Consider the following 24,781-nt stretch of genomic DNA (forward strand, 5'->3'; position numbering starts at 1 on the left):
AGGATATGGGATTGATAAAAGCAGGAATTGGAGCATTAGGCGGGGTGCTGGCCGACCAGTGGAGAGAGTATTTTTACTGTGATTCTCTGGAGGCTGATGTGCTCGCTGCTAAAGGTGTGAAGCGCAGTTCCAAACGTAGCAGCAACAAGAAAGGAAGTGAGAACATCATCACGGACGGATCGATCATCGCGGTCAATGACGGTCAGTGTATGATGATTGTAGAGCAGGGCAAAGTGGTGGAATTTTCCGCGGAGCCAGGTGAGTTCGTCTGGGACAGCTCTACGGAGCCTACGATATTCTACGGTGGGTTTGGAGAAGGTCTCGGGCAGTCGTGGGAAACGTTGAAGAAGCGTTTTACATTTGGCGGAGATACCGGAAAAGACCAGAGGGTATATTTCTTCAATACAAAAGAAGTGATGGGCAACAAGTATGGTACGGCCAATCCGGTACCGTTCCGCGTTGTTGACAGCAATGTGGGACTGGATATGGATATTGCGCTCCGCTGCTGCGGGGAATACTCCTACAGGATAGTCAATCCAATGCTGTTCTATAAAAATGTGTGTGGGAACGTGGATGACGAATATATAAGAGATGAGCTGGACAGCCAGCTGAAAAGCGAGCTGCTGACCGCCCTGCAGCCGGCCTTTGCCCAGATTTCTGCACAGGGGATCCGTTACAGCGCGATTCCGGGGCACACGATGGAGATAGCAGATGCGCTCAATAATATCCTCTCTGCAAAATGGAGGAACATGCGTGGAATAGAGATTGCTTCCTTTGGCGTTACGAGCCTGAAAGCTTCTGAGGAAGATGAGGCAATAATCAAGGAGCTGCAGAGGAATGCAGCATTCAGAGACCCGACGATGGCAGCGGCTCAGCTTGCAAGCGCCCAGGCAGCAGCGATGCAGGCGGCGGCAAGAAACGAAAACGCGGGCCCCGCTATGGCGTTCATGGGAATGGGAATGGCCCAGAATATGGGCGGCATGAATGCACAGGGACTGTATCAGATGGGACAGCAGAATCCCCCGGCCCGACAGAGCGCCCCGGCTCCACAGGACACCCAGAGCCCAGGTATGTCGGGTGCCGTTCAGGGCGTACAGGCACAGGAAAGCACGCCATCAGAGGATGGCTGGACATGTGCGTGTGGACATAAGGGGAATAAAGGGAAGTTCTGTCCGGAGTGCGGCGCAAAGAAACCGGCAGGAACCCCCCTTTACCGCTGTGACAAATGCGGCTGGGAACCGGCGGACCCGAAGAATCCGCCGAAGTTCTGCCCTGAATGTGGAGACCGCTTTGACGAGAATGATGTACAGTAGCCTATGTTAGATATAGCGGTAGTCTTTTCTTTTCCTGTAAAAGAAATAGACGGACAGGAAGACAGTCATGCACTCGGCGGCCGGTACGGACAGCCAGATGCCATTTACACCGATAAGGTACGGTAGCAGCAGTATGTTGGCCACGATGAATACGAAGGTGCGGACAAAAGAGACGGCCGCCGATATCTTCCCGTTGGAAAATGCGGTGAACATCGCGGATGCGAAGATGTTGATACCGGCAAAGATATAGTTGAACGAGAAGAGGAAGAATCCGCTTCTTGCAATCTCGTATGTCTTCGTTCCTGCAGGAGTAAAGATTTCCACGATATACGGAGAAGACAGCAGTGCAAATAATGTTATGATAACGGCGGATATGCAGATGAACGAGATACAAATTCTGTATATCCGCTTTAACAGCTTTTCATTGCCGCTTCCATAATTATAGCTGATGACAGGCGCGACACCCATGGAGAAGCCCATATACATCGCATTGAACAGGAACTGTCCATACAGCACGATTGTGATTGCCGCCACGCCTGGTTCGCCGAGAAACCGGAGCATCATGATATTGAACAGGTAGGTAACTACCGCGGCGGATATATTTGTTACCATTTCGGACGAACCGTTCAGGCAGCTTTCGATGACTACGGCACCCCGGAACTTTGGCCTTGTAATATGCAGGGAACCTTTTACGAAGAAAAAGTATATAATTCCCGATATTGCAGGGATGAGCTGCCCGATACCGGTGGCCAGGGCAGCACCGCCGATGCCCATCTGAAGCGGCCCCATGAAGACATAGTCCAGGACCATGTTCGCCAGTCCCCCTCCGATGGTGAGCAGAAGCCCCAGATTCGGCTTGCCCGCTGTTACAAAGAACGTCTGGAAGAGCAGCTGCAGGATACAGGCGGGTGCGAGAAACAATGACACGCTGAGGTAGCTGACTGCATCTGCAAGCAGTACGTCTGTCGCGCCGAGCATTCTTGCGATGGGCTCTATAAACAGGTTGCCGGCGGCCATGATTATGAATCCCGCCGCGACCCCGACGATAATAATCAGTGAAAAGTCTTCCCGGGCTTCTTCCGCGTTATTTTCACCAAATTTTCTTGCTATGATGGCACTTCCTCCCGAAGCAAGCATGACACCGACTGCTATGACGAGGTTCAGAACCGGATATACAATGTTGGCGGAGGACAGGGCATTCGTTCCGAGCAGCCTGGAAATAAAGATACCGTCTACAATCGTATATAAGGACATGAACACCATCATAATGATAGTGGGAGCTGCAAAGCGAAGCAGAGAGAAAAACTTGAAATCTTTTGCAATTGAATTCGACATATGAATCCTCCTTCCTGATTAATGTGCTGCAGATAAATTATCTGAGTTGTGTTTTTATCCGACAATTGCTATGATAAGGTATAGGGTAACCCGATAGTCAAGAGGAGATTACAAATATGGCAATAATAAAGAAAGAAAGGTATCTGACGACAGGAGAATTTGCAAGACTGACAGGGGTGACGAAACACACACTGTTCCACTACGACGCCATCGGGCTGCTCTGCCCGGAGGTGAAGCTTGACAACGGATACAGATACTATTCATTCTCTCAGCTCGATATATTTCAAATCATATATTCGCTTAAGGAGCTGAACATGCCTCTGCAGGAAATCAAAGCATATGTGGACGGCAGGACTCCTGAGAGCCTTCTGAAGCTGTTTGAGAGGGAGAACCTTATCATCGAAGAACGGATGCAGAAACTCCGCCAGATGCAGCGCTGGATGAAGGAGAAAGCAGACTGTATCCAAAGCGGCATCTCAGCCCCGCTGGAAGTAATCAGCGTCCGGCATGAGGAGAAGAGATATATGGTACTGTCCGGAATCGAAAGCAGTGATGAGATGGGATGGAGCATAGAAATCGGGAATTTCCTCGACTATTGCGAAGAGCATGGAATCAGGAGTCCGTACGGCATCGGCTTCCGGCAGAATCGGGCGGATATCATGTCAGGAACGTATGACAGCTATCGGACGCTGTACCAGCTGCTCTCGGCAAAACCGAAGAAGGTGGCATACGAAGTGCGACCGGAAGGTGACTATGTAACGGCCTACCATAAAGGAAGATGGCAGGACATAGGAGCAGCGTACAGAAGGATTGTACGGTATGCAGAAGAGAACAGGATGGAGCTTTCGGAGTACTTTTACGAAGACTATCTTTTCGATGGCCTGACTGTGCAGCGGGAAGAAGACTACCTGACAAAGATTATCTGCAGGGTCCACCCGGCTTAAGAAGATAACCTTTAACACAGTTATATTTATCCTTATCAGTAAAGTGGGAGGGAGCCGGTTGGGAGATGCATCTCCCAACCGGCTCCCTCCCGCATTCTGTTCTGCTATACCTCCATGATTTCACTGTGCAGCTGCTGGAGCGGTTTGACCTCTCCGTTGCCGTGTTCTTTCACATAGCGGATGCCTTTTGCGGTGGCCCTTGCAGCGGCAATCGTGGTCATATATGGAACCTTGGCTTTTATGGCAGCTTTCCGCAGATAGCTGTCGTCATGGACGCTGTCTTTGCCTACCGGGGAGTTTACGATAAGCTGTATCTTTCCGTTTGTAATCATGTCGAGGATATTCGGGCGCCCTTCATACAGCTTTTTCACCTTTTCTGCCTTGATGCCGGCTTCGCGTATGATGTCGCATGTCGTACCTGTCGCCACGATATCGAATCCGTCTTCTGCAAAGCTTCTTGCAATCTCTGCCACTTCGGTCCTGTCTTTCCGATTTACGGAGATGAGTACCGTGCCGGAAAGCGGCAGCCTTGACTGCGTCGCCTCCTGCGCTTTGTAGAAGGCCTCGCCGTAATGCGCTGACAGGCCGAGCACTTCTCCCGTAGAGCGCATTTCAGGTCCGAGGATAGGGTCTACCTCCTGGAACATGTTGAATGGAAATACGGCTTCTTTTACACCGTAGTATGGGATGATCTGCTGCTTCAACCCGGATACCGGAGACGGGCGTCCTGTAATTTCGGAGGTGATGATATCTGTCGCCAGCGGAACCATCCTGATATTGCACACTTTGGACACGAGGGGAACGGTACGGGATGCACGGGGATTGGCTTCCAGCACGTACACTTTGCCGTTCTCGATGGCATACTGCATGTTCATCAGACCTTTGACGTGCATCTCCTCGGCAATCTTTCTCGTATATTCCTTGATTGTGCGTACATTTTCTTCGGAAATGTGCACGGATGGGATGATACATGCGGAGTCGCCGGAATGTACGCCGGCCAGCTCGATATGCTCCATAACAGCGGGGACAAATGCATGTGTCCCGTCGCTGATAGCGTCTGCCTCGCATTCGGTGGCATGATTCAGGAAGCGGTCTATGAGTATCGGGCGGTCAGGCGTCACACCGACGGCTGCGTTCATATAGCCCGCCATGCTTTCATCATCGTACACGACTTCCATACCGCGTCCGCCCAGCACATAGGAGGGGCGCACCATAACCGGATAGCCGATTCTGTCCGCGATTGCAAGCGCCTCGTCCACGGTCGTCGCCATGCCGGACTCCGGCATCGGGATATCGAGCTTATCCATCATATCGCGGAAAAGGTCACGGTCTTCGGCCAGATCGATGACGGACGGAGACGTGCCGAGTATCCTGACACCGTTTTTCTCAAGCTCTGCCGCGAGATTAAGCGGAGTCTGGCCGCCGAACTGTGCGATAACGCCGAGAGGCTTCTCTTTTTTGTAGATGCTCAGCACGTCTTCCAGCGTAAGCGGTTCAAAATATAATTTGTCTGATGTATCGTAGTCTGTGGATACTGTTTCCGGATTACAGTTTACGATTATCGTCTCAAAACCGAGCTTTTTCAGGGCCAGGGAGGCATGGACGCAGCAGTAGTCGAATTCGATGCCCTGACCGATGCGGTTTGGCCCTCCGCCGAGAATCATTATCTTTGGCCTGCTTCCGTCCACCGGGTTCTTGTCCGTTGCATTGTAAGTAGAGTAGTAGTACGCACTGTCAGGCGTTCCGCTCACATGTACGCCCTCCCATGCTTCATGGACTCCGATGGCCTCTCTGCGGTCTCGCACCGAATCCTCCGGTACATCGAGAATCTGACTCAGATACTTGTCGGAGAAGCCGTCTTTCTTAGCAGAAACGAGCAGATTATTGTCTGGAAGAGAGCCTTTGCAAGCAGCCAGCGCCTCCTCCTCTTCTACAAGCTCTTTCATCTGTTCGATAAAATAAGGCTTTACCTTCGTGATGTCGTGAATCTCCTCGACGGAGGCACCTTTGCGGAGTGCCTCATACATGATGAAGTGGCGTTCACTTGAAGGGGTGATAAGCATCTGAAGAAGCTGTTCCTTGCTCCTCGTATCAAAGTCTCTGGCATGGCCAAGCCCGCAGCGCCCCGTCTCCAGACTGCGGATCGCTTTCTGGAAAGCCTCTTTATAGGTCTTTCCGATACTCATGACTTCGCCGACAGCCCGCATCTGCGTTCCAAGCTTGTCCTCCACGCCTTTGAACTTTTCAAACGCCCACCGGGCAAACTTAATTACGACATAGTCGCCGTCAGGTACGTATCTATCCAGCGTGCCGTATTTTCCGCACGGGATATCCTTAAGCGTAAGTCCGGCAGCGAGCATGGCAGACACGAGCGCGATAGGAAACCCGGTAGCTTTCGATGCAAGTGCAGAGGAACGGGAAGTTCTTGGATTGATTTCAATTACGATAATGCGGTCGCTGACCGGGTCGTGTGCGAACTGTACATTCGTCCCGCCGATAACCTGAACCGATTCCACAATCTTGTACGCCTGCTCCTGGAGACGCTTCTGGCATTCTTCAGAGATGGTGAGCATTGGCGCAGAGCAGAAGGAGTCACCTGTATGTACGCCAAGAGGATCGATATTTTCAATAAAGCATACGGTAATCATGTTATTCTCGGAGTCACGCACGATTTCAAGTTCAAGCTCCTCCCAGCCAAGGATGGATTCCTCTACGAGCACCTGTCCGACAAGGCTCGCCTGCAGCCCTCTGGAGCAGACCGTTTTGAGCTCCTCCCTGTTATAGACGAGACCGCCGCCTGCGCCGCCCATCGTATAAGCAGGGCGGAGCACGACCGGATAGCCGAGATCTTCGGCAATGGACAGTGCTTCTTCTACAGTATAGGCGACTTCGCTTCTGGCCATCTCGATGCCAAGGCTGTCCATAGCCTTTTTAAATTCAATCCTGTCTTCTCCGCGTTCGATGGCGTCTACCTGTACGCCGATGACCTGCACGTTATATTTGTCCAGGACGCCTGCTTTGGCAAGCTCAGAACATAAATTGAGGCCGGACTGTCCGCCAAGATTGGGCAGAAGTGCATCTGGCCGTTCTTTGGCGATAATCTGTTCCAGCCTGTCTACGTTGAGCGGCTCTATATAAGTGACATCAGCCGTCTCAGGGTCCGTCATGATAGTGGCGGGGTTGGAATTGACGAGCACGATCTCGTAGCCGAGATTGCGGAGCGCCTTGCAGGCCTGGGTGCCTGAATAGTCAAATTCACAGGCCTGCCCTATGATGATGGGGCCGGAGCCTATTATCAGTACTTTGTGGATATCAGTTCTCTTAGACATAATTCTCCTCCTGTCAGTAAGTCGATAGAATAAATTCTCTAGTTGTTATTATATAGGAGAATGGAGAAAAAGAAAAGTTGTAATATCTATCTACAGACGTTAAAATAATAGAGATGATAGGTATGCTGATAAGCAGTCAGGAAAGAGTGGAGATAGATGAAAAGAATTGTACTGGGAATACTGGCCCATGCGGACGCAGGAAAGACGACGCTGTCGGAGGGCATGCTGTACATAAGCGGCGCAGTTCGGAAAATGGGGCGTGTGGATCATCAAGATGCGTTTCTGGATACGTACGAGATGGAAAAGGAAAGGGGGATTACCATCTTTTCCAAACAGGCGGTATTCTCTTTTAATGATATAGAGATTACGCTGATGGATACACCGGGCCATGTGGACTTTTCGGCAGAAATGGAGCGGACGCTCCAGATACTGGACTATGCAGTTCTCGTCATAAGCGGGGCAGACGGCGTGCAGGGGCATACGGAGACGTTGTGGAGGCTCCTTGCCCGGTATGGGATACCGGCCTTTCTATTTATTAATAAGATGGATCAGGAGGGGACCGATAAGGAAAGGATACTACAAGAGCTTCAGGTCAGGCTCGGAGAGGAATGCGTGGATTTTAGCCCGGAAAGAGACATGGAACAGTTCCATGAACAGATTGCCATGTGTGATGAGGATCTGCTGGAGCGCTACCTTTCGGGCGTACATGCCGGTGAAGAAGAGATAGCAGGGCTTATCCGGGAGCGGAAGGTATCTCCGTGTTTCTTCGGATCTGCATTGAAGCTGACAGGTGTAGAGGAACTGCTTAGGGGGATCGCTCAGTATACGAGACATCCGGCCTGTCCGGAGGCTTTCGGGGCCAAGGTGTATAAAATTGCCCGAGACAGACAGGGAAGCCGTCTCACTTATATGAAGATTACCGGGGGGAGCCTGAAGGTCAAGGAAGCCATTGAGACGAGAGATGGTGAAGGCAGGGCGGCGGCCAGGGAGAAAGCCGACCAGATACGTATCTATTCCGGAACAAAATATGAAGCGGTGGAGAAGGCGGAGGCCGGGATGGTCTGTGCGGTTACCGGGCTTGCGGGAACATACCCGGGGCAGGGGCTTGGCACGGAATCCGCGTCCGACATGCCGGTGCTGGAACCGGTGCTTCACTACCGGGTCGTGCTGCCGGACGGCGCAGACCCCCATAAGGTGCTTGCTGACCTTAAACAGCTGGAGGAAGAGGAGCCGGAGCTCCATATCATATGGAACGAACGCCTCGGAGAGATACACGTAAAGCTTATGGGGGAGGTCCAGATTGGAATTATAAAAAGAATCATACAGGAAAGGTTCGGCGTGTCCGTACAGTTTGACACGGGACATGTCGTATACAAGGAGACGATCCAAAGGCCGGCCGAGGGGGTCGGACACTTTGAACCGCTGCGTCATTATGCGGAAGTACATCTGCTTCTGGAACCGCTGGAGGAGGGAAGCGGCCTTGTGTTTGACAGTGCAGTGGGTGAAGATGAGCTGGACGGGAACTGGCAGCGTCTCATACTGACCCATCTCGAGGAACGGGACCATCCGGGCGTGCTGACCGGCTCAGTCATCACGGATATGAAGATAACCCTCATCGCCGGGCGGGGACACCTGAAGCATACCGAGGGGGGAGACTTCCGCCAGGCTACTTACCGGGCGGTCCGCCAGGGGCTTAAGAGGGCGGGAAGCATCCTGCTGGAGCCTTACTATAAGTTCCGCATGGAGGTCCCCGCAGAGTCTGTGGGCCGTGCCATGTCTGACATCCGGCGGATGAACGGAGACTTTGAGGCTCCGCAGACTCAGGGGGACATGTCTGTCCTGTCCGGAAACGTGCCGGTTGCATCCATGCAGGGCTACCAGACCGAATTGAATGCCTATACGAGAGGACGGGGAAGGATCTCCTGTATGCCGGGCGGATATCATCCATGTAAAAATGCAGATGAAGTTATAGAAATGACAGGCTATGATTCGGAGAAAGATCTGGAAAATCCGACAGGCTCTGTATTCTGCGCCCATGGTGCCGGCTTTGTCGTCAGCTGGGATAAGGTCGAGGAATATATGCATGTGGACAGTGGATGGCAGGACGAAGATCAGGATGCAGGCAGGAGCGGTCCGGAAGCGGTTTGCGGAAACAGGCCGGATAATACTGAAGGCAGCCCCGCTTATACAGAACAAGAACTGGAAGAGATATTCGTGCGTACTTATGGCCCCGTCAAAAGGAAAAAGATGGTGGAAAGACGCAGGACGGAAGGCGGGAGCATCTCAGCGGCAGAATACAGGCCCCGGAAGAAGCGGGAGCAGGCAGAAGAATATCTGCTTGTGGACGGCTACAATATCATCTTTGCATGGGACGAACTGAAAGAGCTGGCAAAGGTGAATATCATGAGCGCCAGGGACAAGCTTATGGATATCATGAGCAATTATCAGGGATTCCGAAAGATGACGCTTATCCTTGTGTTCGATGCGTACAAAGTAGAAGGAAATCCGGGCTCCATCTCCACATACCACAACATCTATGTCGTGTATACGAAAGAAGCAGAGACGGCAGACCAGTATATTGAAAAGACGGTCCACAGAATCGGAAGGAAGCATAATGTGACTGTGGCTACATCAGATGCACTGGAGCAGGTAATCATTCTCGGACAAGGCGGACGGAGACTGTCGGCCCAGGGGCTGCGGGAAGAGGTGGAACTGGCCATGCAGGAACTGAGGGAGGAGCACCTCAAAGAGAGCAGAAGCCCCCGCAGCTATCTGTTCGATAATCTGCCGGAAGAACTGGCGGACTATATGGAAGATATGCGGATGGGAAAAGATTCTGCAGATTGACACTGACAGGAAGCGAGGATACGGATGAACAAGGAATTTATAAATTTGACGAAAGAGAACCTGTACGATGAGCACTTGTGCTGCATTATCCGCAGCAGGAAGCCCCACAAAGGGATTGACGCGAAGCGGCAATGGCTTCTGGACCGGCTGGATGAAGGACATGTGTTTAGAAAGCTGGATGAAAAAGCGACCGTTTTTATAGAATACGCACCTCTTGAGACTGCCTGGGTTCCCATCATCGGGGACAACTATTACTACGTGTACTGCCTATGGGTGACCGGTCCCCACAAAGGGAAGGGATATGGGAAGATGCTGATGGAGTATTGCATGGCTGATGCCAGAGAGAAGGGGAAATCCGGCATCTGCATGCTCGGGGCAAAAAAGCAGAAAGCCTGGCTTTCTGACCAGTCCTTTTCGAAAAGGTTCGGGTTTGAGGCTGTTGATGCTACCGAGGACGGATACGAGCTGCTTGCGCTTTCCTTTGACGGAACGGTGCCGGAGTTTGCACGAAATGTTAAGAAACCGGCGATTGAAAGCGAAGAGCTGACGGTTTATTATGATATGCAATGCCCCTATGTCTGTCAGAGCATCGAGAGGATAAGGCAGTATTGTGAGGAAAATGACGTCCCCGTATCGCTGATTCAGGTGGATACGCTGCAGAAGGCGAAGGAACTTCCCTGTGTATTCAACAACTGGGGCGTGTTTTATAAAGGAAGATTCCAGACGGTGAATCTATTAGATGCCGCCGGCTTAAAGAGAATACTCAAGAAATAACAGAAACGGTCCGTTAAGAAGGGCTGCCGGGGCGATATACGCTCCCGGCAGCCCTTCATCCATTGTATCATTTTGCCGCTTTCTCGGCGAAGTCGGTCGTCACGAGGTCGTCATACGGCGCCCGGTCGTCAAGCTCGCCTGCATCCTCCAGGATATCCTGGAGCAGTTCGAAGCTCTTCTTTTCGAAGGTGAGGTTATCCTTCCAAGTGTCCTGGTCATAGTATCTTGTCACGATGGTCGTGATAGTGTCCAGGTCCGTCTCCTTGAACTGGGGAGCGATGATGGAAGCAATCTCTTCCGGGGTGTGGGCTTGAACATAGTCCATACCCTTCTGCAGTGCATTCGTAAAGCCCTGGATTATGTCAGGATTCTTGTCGATGTAGCTCTTCTTTGCAGAGAAGGCCGTGTACGGAACATAGCCGCTGTCGGTTCCGAGGGAAGCGACTACATAGCCTTCCTTCTCTTTTTCAAGACTTGTGGCCCCTGGTTCAAACTCGACCGTGAAGTCGCCTTGACCGCCTGAGAATGCTGCCGCGGTGGAACCAAAGTCGATGCTCTGGTCAATCTCCACATCCTTGGCCGGGTCGATATTGTTCTGACGCAGGATATATTCAAATACCATTTCAGGCATGCCGCCTTTACGTCCGCCGAGCACAAGCTTGCCTTTCAAGTCCTCCCACTTAAAGTCAGGCATCTCCTCACGGGCGACGAGGAAGTTTCCGGCCCGCTGCGTGAGCTGCGCGAAGTTCACGACATAGTCTTTGGCCCCTTCGTTGTACGTGTAGATAGAAGCCTCAGAGCCCATGAAGCCGATATCTGCTTCACCGGAGAGTACGGCGGTCATCGTCTTGTCGGCCCCAAATCCTGTCACGAGGTCCAGATTGATGCCTTCCTCCTTGAAATATCCTTCTTCGATGGCGATATACATCGGGGCATAAAAAATGGAATGTGCCACTTCGTTGAGTGTTACATCCACCGTTTTTTGTTCTTTCGTCTCTCCGGCAGTCTCAGCCGTGTCTTTCGTATCCTTATCCTCTTTGGCAGAGGAGCATGCGGCCAGCATGGACAGAGCCATGACGGCCACAAGCAGAACAGCAAGTAATCGCTTTTTCATAAAATACCTCCTTGATTGCTAATGGTATAATATATTCTGAAAATGCAGATACGTTACTGTGAATCATCTGAAGATGCCCCGACCTGGTTATAGACGTCTACGGCGTCCAGAATGTGGAACTGCTCCGTATCATGAGTCCCGTCGGCTTTGGCGGTCACGAGGATGTATTCTTTTCCGTTGATGTTTGCCAGGCTTGCCAGGCACAGTCCGGCTTCTTCCGTATATCCTGTCTTTCCCCCGAGAATCTCTCCGCCGGTAACTTTGGCGCTGGACATATATTCGAACATCGTACTGTAGAACGTGAAGCCGTCCGGGTGCAGGTCCGATGGAAGGGTGCTGTGCTGGCTGCTTGTAAAGGCCTCCCTGAAGTCGGCATTCTTAAGCGCATGCTTTAGGAGAACCGCCATATCTTCTACGGTAGAATAATGATTGTCGTCGTGCAGCCCCGTGGAATTGCAGAAGTGCGTATTATCCATCCCCAGTTCTTTTGCCTTTTCGTTCATCCGCTTCACAAATGCCTCTTCGGAGCCGGAAATCCTTTCGGCAAACGCGAGGCAGCATTCCGCACCGGAAGGGAGCAGGATGCCATATAGCAGGTCTCTAAGCTGTACGCGCTCTCCGGGCTGGAAACCGGCCATGGAAGCTTCTTCCGCATATAGCGTCGGAAAGATACGGGAAGAGAGGGTGACGGTTTCCTCCAGATCATCCGTCTTTTCCACTGCCAGCAATGCGGTCATTATCTTCGTGAGCGAAGCCGGATATATCCTGTCCTGGCTGCCCCGGGCGGCAGCTGCCTTGCCGCTGTCCAGGTCGATAAGGACGGCATGGGGGCTGTACAGGTTGTCTAAATGGACGGACAGGGAAGGAGAAGTGCCGTCATAGGTGATATCCGTATCTGCCTTATGTTCTGACAGCAGAGGATATAATGTCTTCACGGTCAGAAATAGGGTGCATAAAAGGACTGCTGCTGCGGCCATTCCTGCAAAAGCACGGCGTCTGCGCCTTCTGCGCCGCATCTTCCGCCTTTTGTCCGGGAGCGGCCTTTTATGTTGTCTGTTGTTCATTGCATACACCTGCCTTTTCTCGTAATATAACTTTACCCATATTTATTTTACAGGACGCAGCCTGCCGGTACTTTAAGATTCCACTGTTTAAATCCTAAGAAAAGGCTAAGGAGAGGGAGAGATTTTGTTAATGGCAGGAGGGGAGGGAGAGGCAGAAGGTCGTCAGTTCATCTCTGCTCTCTACGGTAATATTTCCGCCGTGTAAAGTGACGATTTCTTTTGCGATGGCAAGTCCCAGTCCTGCTCCGCCTGCATTCGTAGTCCGGGCCTCATCCAGACGGAAGAACTTTTCAAATATCGATTCCAGCTTCTGGGCAGGTATCGTCTTTCCCTTATTGCGGAAAAATATAAGCGTTTCCTCCGCTCTTTCCTCGGCCCATATCTCGATTACCGTATCGGGATAGCTGTAAGCAATCGCATTTTTTAATATGTTGTTGAATACGCGCGCAAGCTTTAAGGCATCGCCGTAAATGGTCATGTCCTCACTGAGGTCAAGATGGGCCGTGTTGCCGTGTGAGATGAGCAGCGGATAGAATTCGTCCGTCATCTGGACGAGCATATAACAGAGGTCTATCGTTTCCTTTTCCAGCGCAATCTGCTGCAGATTATAGCGGGTGATTTCAAAGAATTCATTGGTGAGCTTCTCCAGCCTCTGCGCCTTGTCTAGCGTAATCCTTACATATTTCTCTTTCTGGCTGTCGGGCATATCCGAAGCCTCGTCCAGAAGGCTCAGATATCCGATGACGGAGGTGAGCGGCGTCTTCAGGTCATGTGCCAGATACGTGATCAGGTCATTCTTGCGGGCGGCTTCTTCCTTCAGTATCTGCTCATGGCGCTGCATGGTGGATTTGATTTCAGCCATCTGCACGGAGAGTTCTGCATACTCCTTTGGAAATATTTCCGTAGTTTCCGCGTCGGTCATCATATAGGTACGCAGGATGCGGCTGGTCTCTGTTATCGATTTTCTGACCTTGACCCTCGCGTAGAGGTGAGAGGTCACGAGGACGCTGAGCAGCCAGAATGTGGCGGTAAGGATGAATATGGCAAGAAGCAGAGACTTTAACTTGGACCATACAGGACTGTAGGCAAGCACATACTGTCCCGTTTCCGGAAGATACTCGTCTTGGATGAGCATATAGTTCTTTTCAAACCATTCTACAAAGGCCCCGTTCCATAGGTTGTCTATGAGATAGTAGATGATAAAGCACAAAGCAGGGACGATAGCCACGGCGAAAAGGATTCGGGCATATCGGAACGCGCCTGCCTTTAAAGAGATGTCAGTTTTCAATCTTGTATCCACACCCCCAGACTGTCTTAATATACTTTGGATCCTCGAAGGAATCCCCCATCTTTTCCCGCAGGTGCCGTATATGGACGGTAATCGTATTGTTGCTCTTGCTGAAATATTCGTCATTCCAGATCTTGTGGAACAGTTCTTCGGAACTGACGACCGTCCCCTTCTTCCGGCACAGAATATGCAGAATAGAGAATTCAGTCGGGGTGAGGGACAGGGGCCTTTCATTCAGCGTACATTCATGGGTCTTGACATTGATGACAAGCCCGGAATGGACGATGATATCTTCCTCCGGCCCATCGCCCACGTTGTACCGCTTGTACCTGCGCAGCTGGGCCTTTACCCGCGCTACCAGCTCTAAGGGCAGGAAGGGTTTTGTGATATAGTCGTCGGCACCTAAGGTCAATCCGGTAATCTTGTCGATCTCTCCGTCCTTCGCGGTCAGCATGATGACAGGGTAGCGGTGCTGCTCACGGATCTTCTGGCATAGCTCCAGCCCGTTTATATGAGGCATCATGATGTCGAGAATTGCCAGATCCAGCGTTTCGCTGCAGATACAGTCCAGAGCATCCGGTGCGCTATAATATTTGAATACTTTAAAATTTTCATTTTCAAGGTAGAGCGAGACAAGGTCCGCGATTTCTCGTTCATCATCTACAACTAGTATCTTTTCAGGCATAGTGTTCCAGCTCCTTTCCTTTCTATTTTATCAAGGGAAAATTGAGACTTTATGGAGATTCGCGCAAGATATTATTAAGATTTCCCCAGTTTTGCCGGAAAAGTTGAAGATGATATGGCATGGCAGCGGACCGGCGAGGGGACGGCACATATTTCCATTTCAAGGTGCTCCGTCCGGCGGGTATCCATAACTGCAAAAAGAGCCGGAATCAGATGCGGGGATGTGATCAGCCCTTTGTCAAGTAGACAAGTAAAATATCTAAAATAAGACGATAGGTATCCGCCATATCAAAACGCAGATATGGCGGATATTTATGTTATGCACACCATTTGGCTTTGTAGGCTTCTAGTCGTTTGTTTTCAGCAATCGGGTACTGAATAGCTGTTTCTGAAGACAGTGCCTCCTGCCTTACCTCAGATGGTGTTTTGCAATGAAATCTGTCCTGTCGTCTTTCATTGGCATAAAATTTCATATATCCATGAATGGCCGAACACAGGGATCCTTCATCGGTGATCATATACATACAGTACATTTCAGACTTGATAATTCCCCACAAGCCTTCTGTGGGGCCATTATCGATACAGTGTCCGACACGTGACATGGACTGATCCATTCCCTGTTTTTGAAGTTTTTCCTGGAACACCTTGCTCGTATACTGATAGCCCCTGTCGCTGTGAAAGAGTGGCCTGGCTTCCGGATTCTGTCCTACTGCTTTGTCATATGTATCAAATACAAGCTTGCTGTCATTTCTCCGGCTAATAACATAAGCTACTGGATAACGGTCATAAAGGTCAAATATGGCGCTGAGATACAGCTTCTTTCCGGTTTCGGGAATTTTAAATCCTGTTACATCCGTAGCCCATTTTTCATTAGGCTTTCCTGCATTGAAATCTCTTTTGAGCTTATTTTCAGCAGTAGCTTCCGCCTTGGAAGAATGGTATGCTTTCTTCTTTTTCCTGATAACAGAATGTATTCCAAGCTTCTTCATGATCCTATGAATCCGGTTCTTGCTATAGTTCGTATGATTGAAATGATTTATCCAACTTGTCATTCTCCGGTAGCCTAAGATGTGGCAAAAACGTTCATCGTACTCTTCTATCAGTTCTGCCAGCTTTAAGTTCTCTGCCTCCTGTCCAGGAACTGGGCGGTGCAGCCATTTGTAATAAGCTGCGCGTGAAATTTCCAGCTGTCTGCACATCCAGTTGATGCTCCATTGCTTCTTTTCAATAAAATATTGAATCGCCATATATTTCGATTCGAAGCGTTGTTTTCCAAACCTCACATCCTTTCGAATTCTTTCACTTTTTTTAACAGTTCCACTGCCATATCCTTTTCTTCAAGCTGGCGTTTGAGCCGTATATTTTCCCGGCGCAGCCGTTCCAATTCATCCACTTCGTCATCTGCTTTATGGTGCCCGCGCCTATCAAACAGGCCAGTTCCACCATTCGCATCATATTTTTTTACCCAGGAATAGACCTGGCTGTATGAAACATCATACAAGGAAGCTGTTTCTTTGTAATCACTATCATGGGCAATGCAGTATTTGACAATTTCTTTTCGTTCTTCCAAAGTTGTTTTTCTCCGCGCTTCTGCCATATGGACCTCCCTCTTAGGATTATAATCCTTAAGCTTTCTATTGGCATTATACAACGAAACCCAATGTAACAAAACATCTGCTGTACTAATTTTGTGTTTTGCAGCAAGGCCAACTGCGGAGCCTTTTCCAGAAAGATACTCTTCAACCACTATTGTTTTGAATTCCGCTGTATAAGATTTATTACCTGCCGAACACGAGAGCCCCTCTGCTCCTTGCTCTTGATACTGCCGTACCCATCGTTTAAAGCACCCCGGTGCTGCCTCATATCCTAACTTATGTGCTTTTTCTTCCAAGGAAAAAAGCCCATTCAGATATCCTTCCACAATATTCAATTTTTCTTCAGACGTATATTTCCTATACATAAAATACCCCCTAAGTAGATGTTGGTTATTTACCTTGTCTACTTAAGGGGTATCATATCAATGTTATTTCACATAATATCCCCGCATCTGATTCCGGCTCTTTTTCAAGCAACAGCTCCTTGGCGGTGCCCACATTACTCCACGCCTTTAAACAGTCCGGTCATGATTGATTTCTTTGAAGAACAATCTGCGTATCTCGTCCCGGTCGTCCGTCTGTCCGAGAATCCACATCATCTTTGCCACGATCGCCTCGGTCGTCATATCGCCCGCCTGGAGGATGCCCGGATGTTCACTGTATTTCTTTCCAACCTGGTACACGTCCAGATCGCAGCCCTCCTCCGGCACCTGGGTGGTAACGGCGATGGTCTTTCCGGAATCTACCCATCCAAAGATAGCCTTTTCAAAGGAGTCGTCATATTCGGGAATGCCGCCGATGCCGAACGTTTCCAGGATGATGGCGTCATACCCGCTGTCCAGCAGCCCAAAGAGATCCGCCTTTACTTCCGGCGTGAGCTTCAGGACGAATACACGGTCATTCAGGCGCGTATAAGTGAGGAGATCTTCTTCAGCAGGAAGGATTCCTGCATATTTGCGGACGATACGGTCATCGTGTATGACGGCCAGAAGCGGAAAGTTCATGCTCTCGAACGCGTCAAAGCTCCGGGTCCTCTGCTTGCGGCCTCTCGTCCCGGCGACTGCTTTGCCGTTGAACACGATAGAGACATTGCAGGAGCCGTCGTCAAGAGCATAGAGTATGCTCTGATAGACATTCAGCTTGGCATCGGTATATGGATTGCCCATCGGCTTCTGTGAACCGGTGATGACGATAGGCTTCGGGGTGTTCTGAATGAGATAGGAAAGGGCTGCGGCAGTATATGCCATCGTGTCGGTTCCGTGCAGGATTACAAAACCGTCGTAGCTGCCGTAGTGCTCCATGACGGCGTCGCGGATTTCCATCCACTGGCGCGGGCGCATGTTCGTGCTGTCGATGTTCATGAGCTGAAGGATGTCAAGCTTGCACTTATCCTCGATTCCGGGAACAAAAGAAGCCAGCTCTTCCCCGGTCATAGCCGGGGTCAGGCCGTTGGCTCCTTCTTTGGAGGCTATTGTGCCTCCGGTTGCTATCATAAGTATTTTTTTCATCATTATTCAACCTCTCAATACATAGTCCATTTCTACCTTACCTTCGTTTAGAATATGTGTCAAGAGCCAAAGTCTAACAGAGCACGATAACGCGCCGGGGCGTCGTCTGGGCAGGGATGCTCCTCGTCGAGGCACTGTAGTATACGATCAGAAGGCGGCCGCCCAGGTCACAGTTAAAACGCTGTCCGTTGGAGGTGACGACATCCGTCGCCCCAGTCATGTTCAGCTTAAGAGAGCCATCCTCCGAAGTCAGGTTTTCGTCAAAATAGCCGGCGTACATATTCTCATTCGGATTCTTGCGTCCGATGATGACAGCCCGGTACTGGGGCGGGAAAATAAGCGGTATAGCCAGATTTGCATCATAGAATGCAATCACGTTCATTCCCGGACGCAGACGTACTTCATTGATGACATAAGAGTCGGGACCTACCACAAAGTTGGTGATGCCGTCAGAATTGCGGATAGAGACGAGCAGTTCACAGCAGTTGTCACGCATGGATGTGATATTCTGTACAATCCCCGTTATGGGGACAAGATTCATATCAGCCATAATCAAACACTCCATTTTTGATTAATATATGCTGAGTTATTTCGTTTGTTCGTCTCCCTCTTCTTGTTTCAGGTTAGATGCCTTCCCGTTTGGCGGCAGGAAGTGGTACAGGTCTTCGTACGACTCCAGTTCACCTACCGAGACCGGCTCGGAGGGGATGAGCCCTGTGCAGTCCCAGGAAGAGGCCGCATTGGACAGATAGTCATAAGAGTCGATGAGGTGCTGGTTTTCTAAATCTTTTTTATCTTTCATAGTCAAGGATACCTCCTGTTTTACAATATTTATGGAACGGTTCAGACAAGGACGTGCGTACCTTGCCAACTGACGCTGTCTTTAGAATATGTAGAAAGAGAAATGCACATACTGTATATTATTTCCATGGCAGCGGCGAGTGACTTTATCCTGTATCATTGTAGTAGAAAGAACAGGGAAATTGTGGTAGTATGACATTATATAAAGTTATTATAAACGGACAGGAGTTTTTTTATTATGGAAGAGCAGAATATTCATATAGCGATTGATACACATACCCATACGCTTGCAAGCGGACATGCTTACAACACGCTGCGCGAGATGGCCAAAATGGCGGCGGACAAAGGGCTTTCGGGGCTGGCGGTTACAGAGCACGCGCCAGAGATGCCGGGAACGTGCCACATATTTTATTTCCAGAATATGAGGGTAGTGCCGAGACGTATGTACGGCATAGAGCTTCTGATGGGAGTGGAGCTGAATGTCATGAAGGGGAACGGCGAGGTGGATCTGCCGGAATACCTGATTCGCGAGCTGGACATGGCGATAGCCAGCATCCATGTGCCCTGCTATGAAGGGGAGCTTGACGAGAAGGAGATTACCCAGACATACATCAACGTGATGGAGAAGGACTATATCGACATCATAGGGCACCCGGACGATGGCAGGGTGCCGGTGGATTATGAGGCGCTCGCAAAAGAGGCGAAGCGGACAGGCACGCTGCTGGAGGTGAACAATTCCTCCCTGAGGCCGGGAGGGTTCCGCCAGAATACACGCCACAATGCCGCCCGTATGCTCAGACTGTGTAAGGAATACGGGACGATGGTAGTGCTCGGCTCAGACGCCCACATGGATGTGGACATAGCCAACTGCCGGTATTCCATGGAAGTTCTGAAGGAGGCTGCATTCCCGGAAGAGCTTGTGGCCAATACATCTCTGGAAAAATTCAGGGCTTGTCTAAAACGGAATAAAAAACTATAGACTTTACGAATTTAGTGTGCTAAAATGTAACAGTAATGAATTCTGTTACGAAGGAGATAATAGTATGAGTAAAAAGATCAGGACGGAAGCAGTGGACTATCTGTTTCGTGCTATACTAAGTCTGGAAGATAAAGAAGAGTGCTATACTTTTTTCGAGGATATCTGTACGATCAACGAACTGCTGTCGCTGTCGCAGCGTTTTGAGGTGGCAAAGATGCTGAGGGAACATAAGACATATCTGGAAATCGCCGAAAAGACAGGGGCGTCCACCGCTACGATCAGCCGCGTGAACCGTTCCCTGAACTATGGAAATGACGGTTATGATATGGTGTTCGAGAGGATTAAGGAAGATAGATAAAAAAGAAATAGAGCGGTCCGCTCTATTTCTTTTTGTTCTCATTGTCCGGTTCGGGCAGTTCGTCTATGAGCTTTTCTATAATGAGCTTTTTCACATACACGTCGAAGCTCAGGCTGCATATGAACGAGAAAAGCTGCAGATAATCCCTCTCTCCGCCTTCCTGCGCTTCTGCAAAGCTTTCCGTGGCAGTCTTGTGCACGCGGGCCACCTCTTTCTGAAGGGAATCGATACGTGCCTTCTCGGTCTGGCATATCTCCTCGTAGATAGAAGTAAGGTCGAAACTGCCGCCGTTATCAAAATACTTTCCGGTAATCGGCGCCAGCAGAGTCTCTATATCTTTGATGGACAGGATGTTCTTAAAGTAGTAGATGAAGATAAGGACGAGAATATGCTCTCTTGAATACTTCTTCTTCACCGGCGGCGGGAGAAGGTTATTCTTCGCATAGTTGTTGATCATCGTCTTTGTCAGAATCTTGTCTTCAGGAAAGCGCTTCGTAGAGCTCAGTTCCTTTTCCATGAATGTAGTTACCTGGTCCATATATAATTCTATATTTGGAATGCTGTCAGGTCTCACATAGTCAATCCGCGAGATGCTGGATAATATACTGTTCAGCATATCTTTTGTATCAATCGTCATAATAGTATCACCCCAATATAGTCATTATATAGTATTAAAAACTATATGGCAAGTATTTTCTGGTTTGCCCCTTGACAGCCTGTGCTATGATTTAAATAATAATAGAAAAGGAGCTGTGAGGTTATGTGCGGACGTTATTATGTAGACGACGAGACGGCCAGGGAGATAGAAAAAATTGTCAGGCAGCTGGACCGGAAGCTGCTCATAAAGGGAGAGATATATCCGGGACAGAAGGCTTCGGTCATCGCGCGGGAAGCGGGAGAGGCAGTGCTTCGGCAGATGGACTGGGGATATCCTGCGCCACAGAACAAAGGGCTTGTCATCAATGCCAGAAGCGAGAGCGCCCTGCAGAAGCGGATGTTTTCCGAGAGCGTCATGAGCCGCAGATGCGTCATACCGGCGCGGTCGTTCTACGAGTGGGATAAAGATAAGAACAAGATTACCTTTAAGCCGGAGGGGAAGACGGGGATGTTCCTCGCCGGATTCTGGAAACGCTTTTCAGAAGAGGATCATTTTATCATCCTCACGACAGACGCCAATGCCTCTGTCCGCCCTGTGCACAACAGGATGCCGCTCATTCTGGATGAAGAGAAGAGCAGGGCATGGCTGGAGGATGAGAAGAGATATGAGCAGCTGCTCGGTCTGCAGCCGGATACGCCGCTGGAAAAAGAAGGTTTTATGCAGGAGAGCCTTTCGCTTTAGGATGTGGAGGTCTGCCGGGAAGAAATTACCAGATAAATCGAACGTAAGTTCTGATATACTTACAGTAAAAAGAAAGAGGTGTGAGTCATGTCAGAACAGATTATCTATCATATTGATGTAAACTCCGCCTTCCTTTCGTGGGAGGCGGTTTTTCGTCTTGGCTTTCTGGGAGCGTCCACAGACCTGAGGGACATACCATCAGCTATCGGCGGAGATATAAAGCAGAGGCACGGAATCATTCTTGCCAAATCCATCCCCGCGAAAGCATATGGAATCAAGACAGGGGAATCGATACCGGAGGCAAGGCAGAAATGTCCGGGCCTTTATATCGCCCCACCGAATTACGGTCTGTACGAGAAGTGCTCCCGGGCCTTTACGGATATTCTGAAAGCGTATACGCCGGCCGTGGAGCAGTACAGCATCGATGAGGTATTCATGGATATGTCCGGCATGCAGAAGCTGTTCGGGGATCCTGTGAAAACGGCCTTTGATATCAAGGACCGTATCCGCAGGGAACTAGGGTTTACGGTGAATATCGGCATCTCGTCCAACAAGCTGCTGGCCAAGATGGCCTCGGATTTTAAAAAGCCTGACCGGGTGCACACATTATTTCCGGAAGAGATCAGGACGAAGATGTGGAAGCTGCCGGTAAGCGACCTGTTTTTTGTCGGGCGCGCCACTGCAAAGAAGCTGTATAAGCTTGGCGTATGCACGATAGGACAGCTGGCGGAGGCGGATCCGGAGCTGCTTCGGCTGCATCTGAAATCCCACGGGGACGTGATATGGAACTTTGCCAACGGAAGGGACTTCTCTATCGTGGAGCCGGAGCCCATACCGAACAAAGGATATGGGAACAGCACGACGACACCTTTTGACGTGACGGACGCGGCGGCAGCCAAGCTTGTGCTGCTTGCGCTGGCGGAGACGATCGGGATGCGTCTTCGGAAGGACGGGGTAAAGGTCCAGGTCATAAGCATCGGGATAAAGGACCGGGAATTCCGCCATGTGTCCCATCAGACGGTGCTGCCGAACCCGACCAATATCACGAAAGAGATATATGAAGCGGCCTGCCGGCTGTTCGACGAATTGTGGGATTACGCTCCTATCCGGCATCTCGGTATACACACGGGCCGGGTAAAGGATGAAGGGGAGCTGAGGCAGCTGTCGCTGTTCGACGACAGGGACTACAGGAAACTGGAGCGGTGGGACAGGACGATCGACCGGGTGAGAGGGAGATTCGGAATAGACGCGGTAAGACGCGCGGCCTTCCTGGCCGTACCGGAGATAGACCATCTGTCCGGAGGGGTGTCAAGAGAAAAACGGACAGTAGATTATGAGAAGCTTAAGATAGAGTAGGAGGGAGAGCGATGGCTTTTGGAATCGGTATAAATACAGAAGCCCCGGACCGTGGACCTGTCCGGGGAAAGCAGGAAGACATCGCCTGCGGGTGCTGGTTCACGAGCAGGGGAAATATGTTTCCGAAGTTTATCAAATATGAGGACGAGGACGGGGTAATCCGCTCCATATCGAATATCGAAGTGCTGTATTCGGAGAAGGAGAATTTCTGCGGCATCCCTATGATGTCCTACGCGTGCCGGACGGTGGCGGAGGGGAGAGAATATTTCTTCACGCTGCTGTTCCATCAGACAGAGTGCAGATGGAAGATTGTCTGGAAGGGGACAGAGTAACAAAGAATGACAAATATATTGACAGGCTAATGAGCACTAGCTATAATGAAAGCAGAGAAGCTAGTGTTCATTAGCCTGTTTTGGCAGAGGAGGAAATCATATGCAGGAAAATCAGCTGGAAGAATATTTGAGCAAGGGTGTGGAACGGATTGTGCAGGGAATACTAAGAGCGTCGGGGGACAATCCGAAGGAGAGCCTGTTCCTGGCACGATATGCGTCTTTGGGACGTGAGGCGGGCAGAAGGAGGGCCAGGCTTGAGGCGGCGGGAGAACATATTCCTCCGTTCCTGATTGCCAGCATTACAGACTCATGTAACCTCCACTGCAAGGGGTGTTACGCCAGGGCGAACGTAAGCTGTATGGACAGAGGCAAAGAAGAGCAGATGTCCGAAAAGCGGTGGGGAGAAATATTCTGCCAGGCGGAAGAGGCAGGTGTCGCATTTATCCTGCTTGCAGGTGGAGAGCCGCTCCTGCGCCGGGACGTACTGGAGCAGGCCGGCAGGCACCGCAGGATCCTGTATCCTGTATTCACGAACGGGACGATGCTCGATGAAGCGTATCTGAAGCTGTTCTGCAAGAACCGGAATCTCATACCCGTGCTCAGCATAGAAGGAGAGGAAAGGCTCACGGACGAACGGAGGGGAAGCGGCGTCTACGCTTCCCTGCAAAAGGCGATGGAGAGGATGAAAGAGGGCGGCATCCTGTTTGGCGTCTCGGTGACGGTGACAAGGGAGAACATGCAGGAAGTCCTGTCGGAGGAATTTACAGCACATCTGGTCCGCCAGGGATGTAAAGCCGTCATCTATGTAGAGTATGTACCGGCAGAGAAGGAGACAGAGCATCTGGCGCCGGGAGACGAAGAGCGGGCATATATGGAGCAGCGCTTAAAGATGCTGAGGGAAGCCCAGAAAGAGCTGCTGTTCGTATCCTTCCCGGGAGATGAGAAGAGCTCCGGCGGCTGCCTGGCGGCGGGAAGGGGATTCTTCCATATCAATGCGAAGGGAGGGGCGGAACCGTGCCCGTTCTCCCCTTTCTCGGATACGAGCCTGTTACATACGAGCCTGCGTGAAGCGCTGAAGTCCCCGTTCTTCCTTCGGCTGAGGACAGAGGGGCTGCTGACGAAGGAGCATACCGGCGGATGCGTGCTGTTTGAGCAGGAGCAGTCTGTAAAGGGCTGTCTGTGAGGAGGGAGCATATGGGAACAAAAGAGCGGATCATGGAAGAAGCGCTCACCCTGTTTTCTACAAGGGGTTATGAAGGGACGAGCGTGAAGAATATTGCGGAAGCTGTGGGAATAAAAGATAGCTCACTATACAAACACTATAAGAGTAAGAAAGAAATTTTTGATACGATCGTGCAGGAGATGTCCTCCAGGATGGCACACATGTCGCAGACGCTCGGCCTCCCGGACGAGGGGGATATGGAACAGGCGGTCCGGGTATACGGCAATCTGACGACGGACGGCCTTATAAAGCTGAGCCGGCAGATATTCCTGTTCTACCTGAAAGACGCTTTTGCGTCCCGGTTCCGCCGGATGCTGACGATTGAGCAGTACCGGACGAGAGAGATATATGAGGTCTACCGGAAGATATTTATGGAAGACAGCATCACCTATCAGACGGCTTTATTTGCACAGATGACCCGGTGGGGCGTGCTAAGAGATGCCGATCCGGCTGCCATGGCTATGAACTTCTATGCACCGGTATTCTTCCTGCTGAACAAATATGACCAGGAGCCGGAGAGAGAAGAAGAGGCGCTTGGTGAGCTTAAGCGGCATGTGCGGGAGTTTGCGAGGATATATGCGCGGTCAGAGGAGAGGTAA

23 protein-coding genes are annotated in these 24,781 nt (G+C 50.5%); 11 read left to right on the forward strand and 12 right to left on the reverse strand.

What is annotated here, in order from left to right; genetic code table 11:
• The first annotated feature begins 5 nt into the window (after positions 1–5).
• Complete coding sequence (locus HMPREF0980_RS01755) at positions 6–1,313, forward strand: SPFH domain-containing protein (protein ID WP_049727440.1); 1,308 nt, start codon at positions 6–8, stop codon at positions 1,311–1,313.
• A 6-nt stretch (positions 1,314–1,319) separates the two neighbouring features.
• On the opposite strand, the gene HMPREF0980_RS01760 is transcribed toward HMPREF0980_RS01755, so the two are convergent.
• Positions 1,320–2,648 (reverse strand): MATE family efflux transporter, encoded by a 1,329-nt coding sequence (locus HMPREF0980_RS01760; RefSeq protein WP_049727441.1) that lies wholly within the window; start codon positions 2,646–2,648, stop codon positions 1,320–1,322.
• 116 nt (positions 2,649–2,764) lie between these two features.
• Between HMPREF0980_RS01760 and HMPREF0980_RS01765 the strand changes: the two genes are divergently transcribed.
• Positions 2,765–3,592 (forward strand): MerR family transcriptional regulator, encoded by an 828-nt coding sequence (locus HMPREF0980_RS01765; protein ID WP_049727442.1) that lies wholly within the window; start codon positions 2,765–2,767, stop codon positions 3,590–3,592.
• Positions 3,593–3,696: 104 nt separating this feature from the next.
• Here the strand turns inward: HMPREF0980_RS01765 and carB are convergent, their stop codons facing one another.
• Positions 3,697–6,921: a carbamoyl-phosphate synthase large subunit gene (gene carB / locus HMPREF0980_RS01770; RefSeq protein ID WP_049727443.1), complete on the reverse strand. Its 3,225-nt coding sequence runs from the start codon at positions 6,919–6,921 to the stop codon at positions 3,697–3,699.
• Between the two features lie 156 nt (positions 6,922–7,077).
• On the opposite strand from carB, the gene HMPREF0980_RS01775 reads away from it, so the two are divergent.
• Together HMPREF0980_RS01775 and HMPREF0980_RS01780 are read left to right on the forward strand one after the other, a co-directional pair.
• Positions 7,078–9,768 (forward strand): translation factor GTPase family protein, encoded by a 2,691-nt coding sequence (locus tag HMPREF0980_RS01775; protein ID WP_049727444.1) that lies wholly within the window; start codon positions 7,078–7,080, stop codon positions 9,766–9,768.
• Positions 9,769–9,792: 24 nt separating this feature from the next.
• Positions 9,793–10,542 carry a GNAT family N-acetyltransferase gene (locus tag HMPREF0980_RS01780; RefSeq protein ID WP_049727445.1) on the forward strand — a complete coding sequence of 250 codons (750 nt, stop codon included), beginning with the start codon at positions 9,793–9,795 and terminating at the stop codon, positions 10,540–10,542.
• A gap of 67 nt (positions 10,543–10,609) precedes the next feature.
• Here the strand turns inward: HMPREF0980_RS01780 and HMPREF0980_RS01785 are convergent, their stop codons facing one another.
• The 9 genes from HMPREF0980_RS01785 to HMPREF0980_RS01825 form a co-directional block, all read right to left on the reverse strand.
• Positions 10,610–11,656 (reverse strand): ABC transporter substrate-binding protein, encoded by a 1,047-nt coding sequence (locus tag HMPREF0980_RS01785; RefSeq protein WP_049727446.1) that lies wholly within the window; start codon positions 11,654–11,656, stop codon positions 10,610–10,612.
• Positions 11,657–11,709: 53 nt separating this feature from the next.
• Entirely contained in the window at positions 11,710–12,720 is a 1,011-nt protein-coding gene (locus HMPREF0980_RS01790; protein WP_049727447.1) for a D-alanyl-D-alanine carboxypeptidase family protein, read from the reverse strand.
• Positions 12,721–12,847: 127 nt separating this feature from the next.
• Entirely contained in the window at positions 12,848–14,020 is a 1,173-nt protein-coding gene (locus HMPREF0980_RS01795) for a sensor histidine kinase (protein ID WP_242847319.1), read from the reverse strand.
• The gene (gene vanR, locus HMPREF0980_RS01800; RefSeq protein ID WP_049727448.1) at positions 13,998–14,693 is read right to left on the reverse strand and encodes a VanR-ABDEGLN family response regulator transcription factor; all 696 of its coding nucleotides are present in this window, start codon (positions 14,691–14,693) and stop codon (positions 13,998–14,000) included. The genes HMPREF0980_RS01795 and vanR overlap by 23 nt, the downstream gene beginning before the upstream one ends.
• Positions 14,694–15,009: 316 nt before the next feature.
• Positions 15,010–15,939: an IS3 family transposase gene (locus HMPREF0980_RS01805; protein WP_147629769.1), complete on the reverse strand. Its 930-nt coding sequence runs from the start codon at positions 15,937–15,939 to the stop codon at positions 15,010–15,012.
• Positions 15,940–15,971: 32 nt separating this feature from the next.
• Positions 15,972–16,652, reverse strand: a complete 681-nt coding sequence (locus HMPREF0980_RS01810; protein ID WP_049727450.1) for a helix-turn-helix domain-containing protein — start codon at positions 16,650–16,652, stop codon at positions 15,972–15,974.
• Between the two features lie 147 nt (positions 16,653–16,799).
• Positions 16,800–17,798 carry an asparaginase gene (locus tag HMPREF0980_RS01815; RefSeq protein WP_330375808.1) on the reverse strand — a complete coding sequence of 333 codons (999 nt, stop codon included), beginning with the start codon at positions 17,796–17,798 and terminating at the stop codon, positions 16,800–16,802.
• 70 nt (positions 17,799–17,868) lie between these two features.
• Complete coding sequence (locus tag HMPREF0980_RS01820) at positions 17,869–18,345, reverse strand: hypothetical protein (RefSeq protein ID WP_049727451.1); 477 nt, start codon at positions 18,343–18,345, stop codon at positions 17,869–17,871.
• 36 nt (positions 18,346–18,381) lie between these two features.
• Entirely contained in the window at positions 18,382–18,597 is a 216-nt protein-coding gene (locus tag HMPREF0980_RS01825; protein ID WP_049727452.1) for a hypothetical protein, read from the reverse strand.
• A 237-nt stretch (positions 18,598–18,834) separates the two neighbouring features.
• Between HMPREF0980_RS01825 and HMPREF0980_RS01830 the strand changes: the two genes are divergently transcribed.
• Both HMPREF0980_RS01830 and HMPREF0980_RS01835 read left to right on the forward strand, forming a co-directional pair.
• Positions 18,835–19,575 carry a phosphatase gene (locus tag HMPREF0980_RS01830; protein ID WP_330375809.1) on the forward strand — a complete coding sequence of 247 codons (741 nt, stop codon included), beginning with the start codon at positions 18,835–18,837 and terminating at the stop codon, positions 19,573–19,575.
• A gap of 64 nt (positions 19,576–19,639) precedes the next feature.
• Positions 19,640–19,933, forward strand: a complete 294-nt coding sequence (locus HMPREF0980_RS01835; protein ID WP_049727453.1) for a YerC/YecD family TrpR-related protein — start codon at positions 19,640–19,642, stop codon at positions 19,931–19,933.
• Positions 19,934–19,955: 22 nt separating this feature from the next.
• Here HMPREF0980_RS01835 and HMPREF0980_RS01840 read toward each other — a convergent pair whose 3' ends face one another.
• Positions 19,956–20,570 (reverse strand): DUF1836 domain-containing protein, encoded by a 615-nt coding sequence (locus tag HMPREF0980_RS01840; protein WP_049727454.1) that lies wholly within the window; start codon positions 20,568–20,570, stop codon positions 19,956–19,958.
• 123 nt (positions 20,571–20,693) lie between these two features.
• Between HMPREF0980_RS01840 and HMPREF0980_RS01845 the strand changes: the two genes are divergently transcribed.
• From HMPREF0980_RS01845 to HMPREF0980_RS01865, 5 genes are all read left to right on the forward strand, one after another.
• Positions 20,694–21,272, forward strand: coding sequence for an SOS response-associated peptidase (locus HMPREF0980_RS01845; protein ID WP_049727455.1), 579 nt, complete (start codon positions 20,694–20,696; stop codon positions 21,270–21,272).
• 87 nt (positions 21,273–21,359) lie between these two features.
• Entirely contained in the window at positions 21,360–22,628 is a 1,269-nt protein-coding gene (locus HMPREF0980_RS01850; protein ID WP_049727456.1) for a DNA polymerase Y family protein, read from the forward strand.
• 11 nt (positions 22,629–22,639) lie between these two features.
• Entirely contained in the window at positions 22,640–22,960 is a 321-nt protein-coding gene (locus HMPREF0980_RS01855; protein ID WP_049727457.1) for a hypothetical protein, read from the forward strand.
• A gap of 100 nt (positions 22,961–23,060) precedes the next feature.
• The gene (locus HMPREF0980_RS01860; protein ID WP_049727458.1) at positions 23,061–24,143 is read left to right on the forward strand and encodes a radical SAM/SPASM domain-containing protein; all 1,083 of its coding nucleotides are present in this window, start codon (positions 23,061–23,063) and stop codon (positions 24,141–24,143) included.
• A gap of 11 nt (positions 24,144–24,154) precedes the next feature.
• On the forward strand, positions 24,155–24,781 hold the full coding sequence (locus HMPREF0980_RS01865; protein ID WP_049727459.1) for a TetR/AcrR family transcriptional regulator: 627 nt from the start codon (positions 24,155–24,157) through the stop codon (positions 24,779–24,781).

This window comes from Dorea sp. D27, assembly GCF_001185345.1.
In the GTDB taxonomy this organism is placed as follows: Bacteria; Bacillota; Clostridia; order Lachnospirales; family Lachnospiraceae; genus Extibacter.

Bases quoted from the DNA above. Each gene is read 5' to 3' on its own strand.
- HMPREF0980_RS01830 (WP_330375809.1), top strand. From the start codon at position 18,835: ATGGAAGAGCAGAATATTCATATAGCGATTGATACACATACCCATACG.
- HMPREF0980_RS01845 (WP_049727455.1), top strand. From the start codon at position 20,694: ATGTGCGGACGTTATTATGTAGACGACGAGACGGCCAGGGAGATAGAA.
- HMPREF0980_RS01825 (WP_049727452.1), bottom strand. From the start codon at position 18,597: ATGAAAGATAAAAAAGATTTAGAAAACCAGCACCTCATCGACTCTTAT.
- HMPREF0980_RS01760 (WP_049727441.1), bottom strand. From the start codon at position 2,648: ATGTCGAATTCAATTGCAAAAGATTTCAAGTTTTTCTCTCTGCTTCGC.
- HMPREF0980_RS01790 (WP_049727447.1), bottom strand. From the start codon at position 12,720: ATGAACAACAGACAACATAAAAGGCCGCTCCCGGACAAAAGGCGGAAG.
- vanR (WP_049727448.1), bottom strand. From the start codon at position 14,693: ATGCCTGAAAAGATACTAGTTGTAGATGATGAACGAGAAATCGCGGAC.
- HMPREF0980_RS01815 (WP_330375808.1), bottom strand. From the start codon at position 17,798: ATGATGAAAAAAATACTTATGATAGCAACCGGAGGCACAATAGCCTCC.
- HMPREF0980_RS01860 (WP_049727458.1), top strand. From the start codon at position 23,061: ATGCAGGAAAATCAGCTGGAAGAATATTTGAGCAAGGGTGTGGAACGG.
- HMPREF0980_RS01780 (WP_049727445.1), top strand. From the start codon at position 9,793: ATGAACAAGGAATTTATAAATTTGACGAAAGAGAACCTGTACGATGAG.
- HMPREF0980_RS01850 (WP_049727456.1), top strand. From the start codon at position 21,360: ATGTCAGAACAGATTATCTATCATATTGATGTAAACTCCGCCTTCCTT.
- HMPREF0980_RS01840 (WP_049727454.1), bottom strand. From the start codon at position 20,570: ATGACGATTGATACAAAAGATATGCTGAACAGTATATTATCCAGCATC.
- HMPREF0980_RS01785 (WP_049727446.1), bottom strand. From the start codon at position 11,656: ATGAAAAAGCGATTACTTGCTGTTCTGCTTGTGGCCGTCATGGCTCTG.
- HMPREF0980_RS01855 (WP_049727457.1), top strand. From the start codon at position 22,640: ATGGCTTTTGGAATCGGTATAAATACAGAAGCCCCGGACCGTGGACCT.
- carB (WP_049727443.1), bottom strand. From the start codon at position 6,921: ATGTCTAAGAGAACTGATATCCACAAAGTACTGATAATAGGCTCCGGC.
- HMPREF0980_RS01835 (WP_049727453.1), top strand. From the start codon at position 19,640: ATGAGTAAAAAGATCAGGACGGAAGCAGTGGACTATCTGTTTCGTGCT.
- HMPREF0980_RS01810 (WP_049727450.1), bottom strand. From the start codon at position 16,652: ATGTATAGGAAATATACGTCTGAAGAAAAATTGAATATTGTGGAAGGA.
- HMPREF0980_RS01820 (WP_049727451.1), bottom strand. From the start codon at position 18,345: ATGGCTGATATGAATCTTGTCCCCATAACGGGGATTGTACAGAATATC.
- HMPREF0980_RS01805 (WP_147629769.1), bottom strand. From the start codon at position 15,939: ATGGCGATTCAATATTTTATTGAAAAGAAGCAATGGAGCATCAACTGG.
- HMPREF0980_RS01755 (WP_049727440.1), top strand. From the start codon at position 6: ATGGGATTGATAAAAGCAGGAATTGGAGCATTAGGCGGGGTGCTGGCC.
- HMPREF0980_RS01775 (WP_049727444.1), top strand. From the start codon at position 7,078: ATGAAAAGAATTGTACTGGGAATACTGGCCCATGCGGACGCAGGAAAG.
- HMPREF0980_RS01865 (WP_049727459.1), top strand. From the start codon at position 24,155: ATGGGAACAAAAGAGCGGATCATGGAAGAAGCGCTCACCCTGTTTTCT.
- HMPREF0980_RS01765 (WP_049727442.1), top strand. From the start codon at position 2,765: ATGGCAATAATAAAGAAAGAAAGGTATCTGACGACAGGAGAATTTGCA.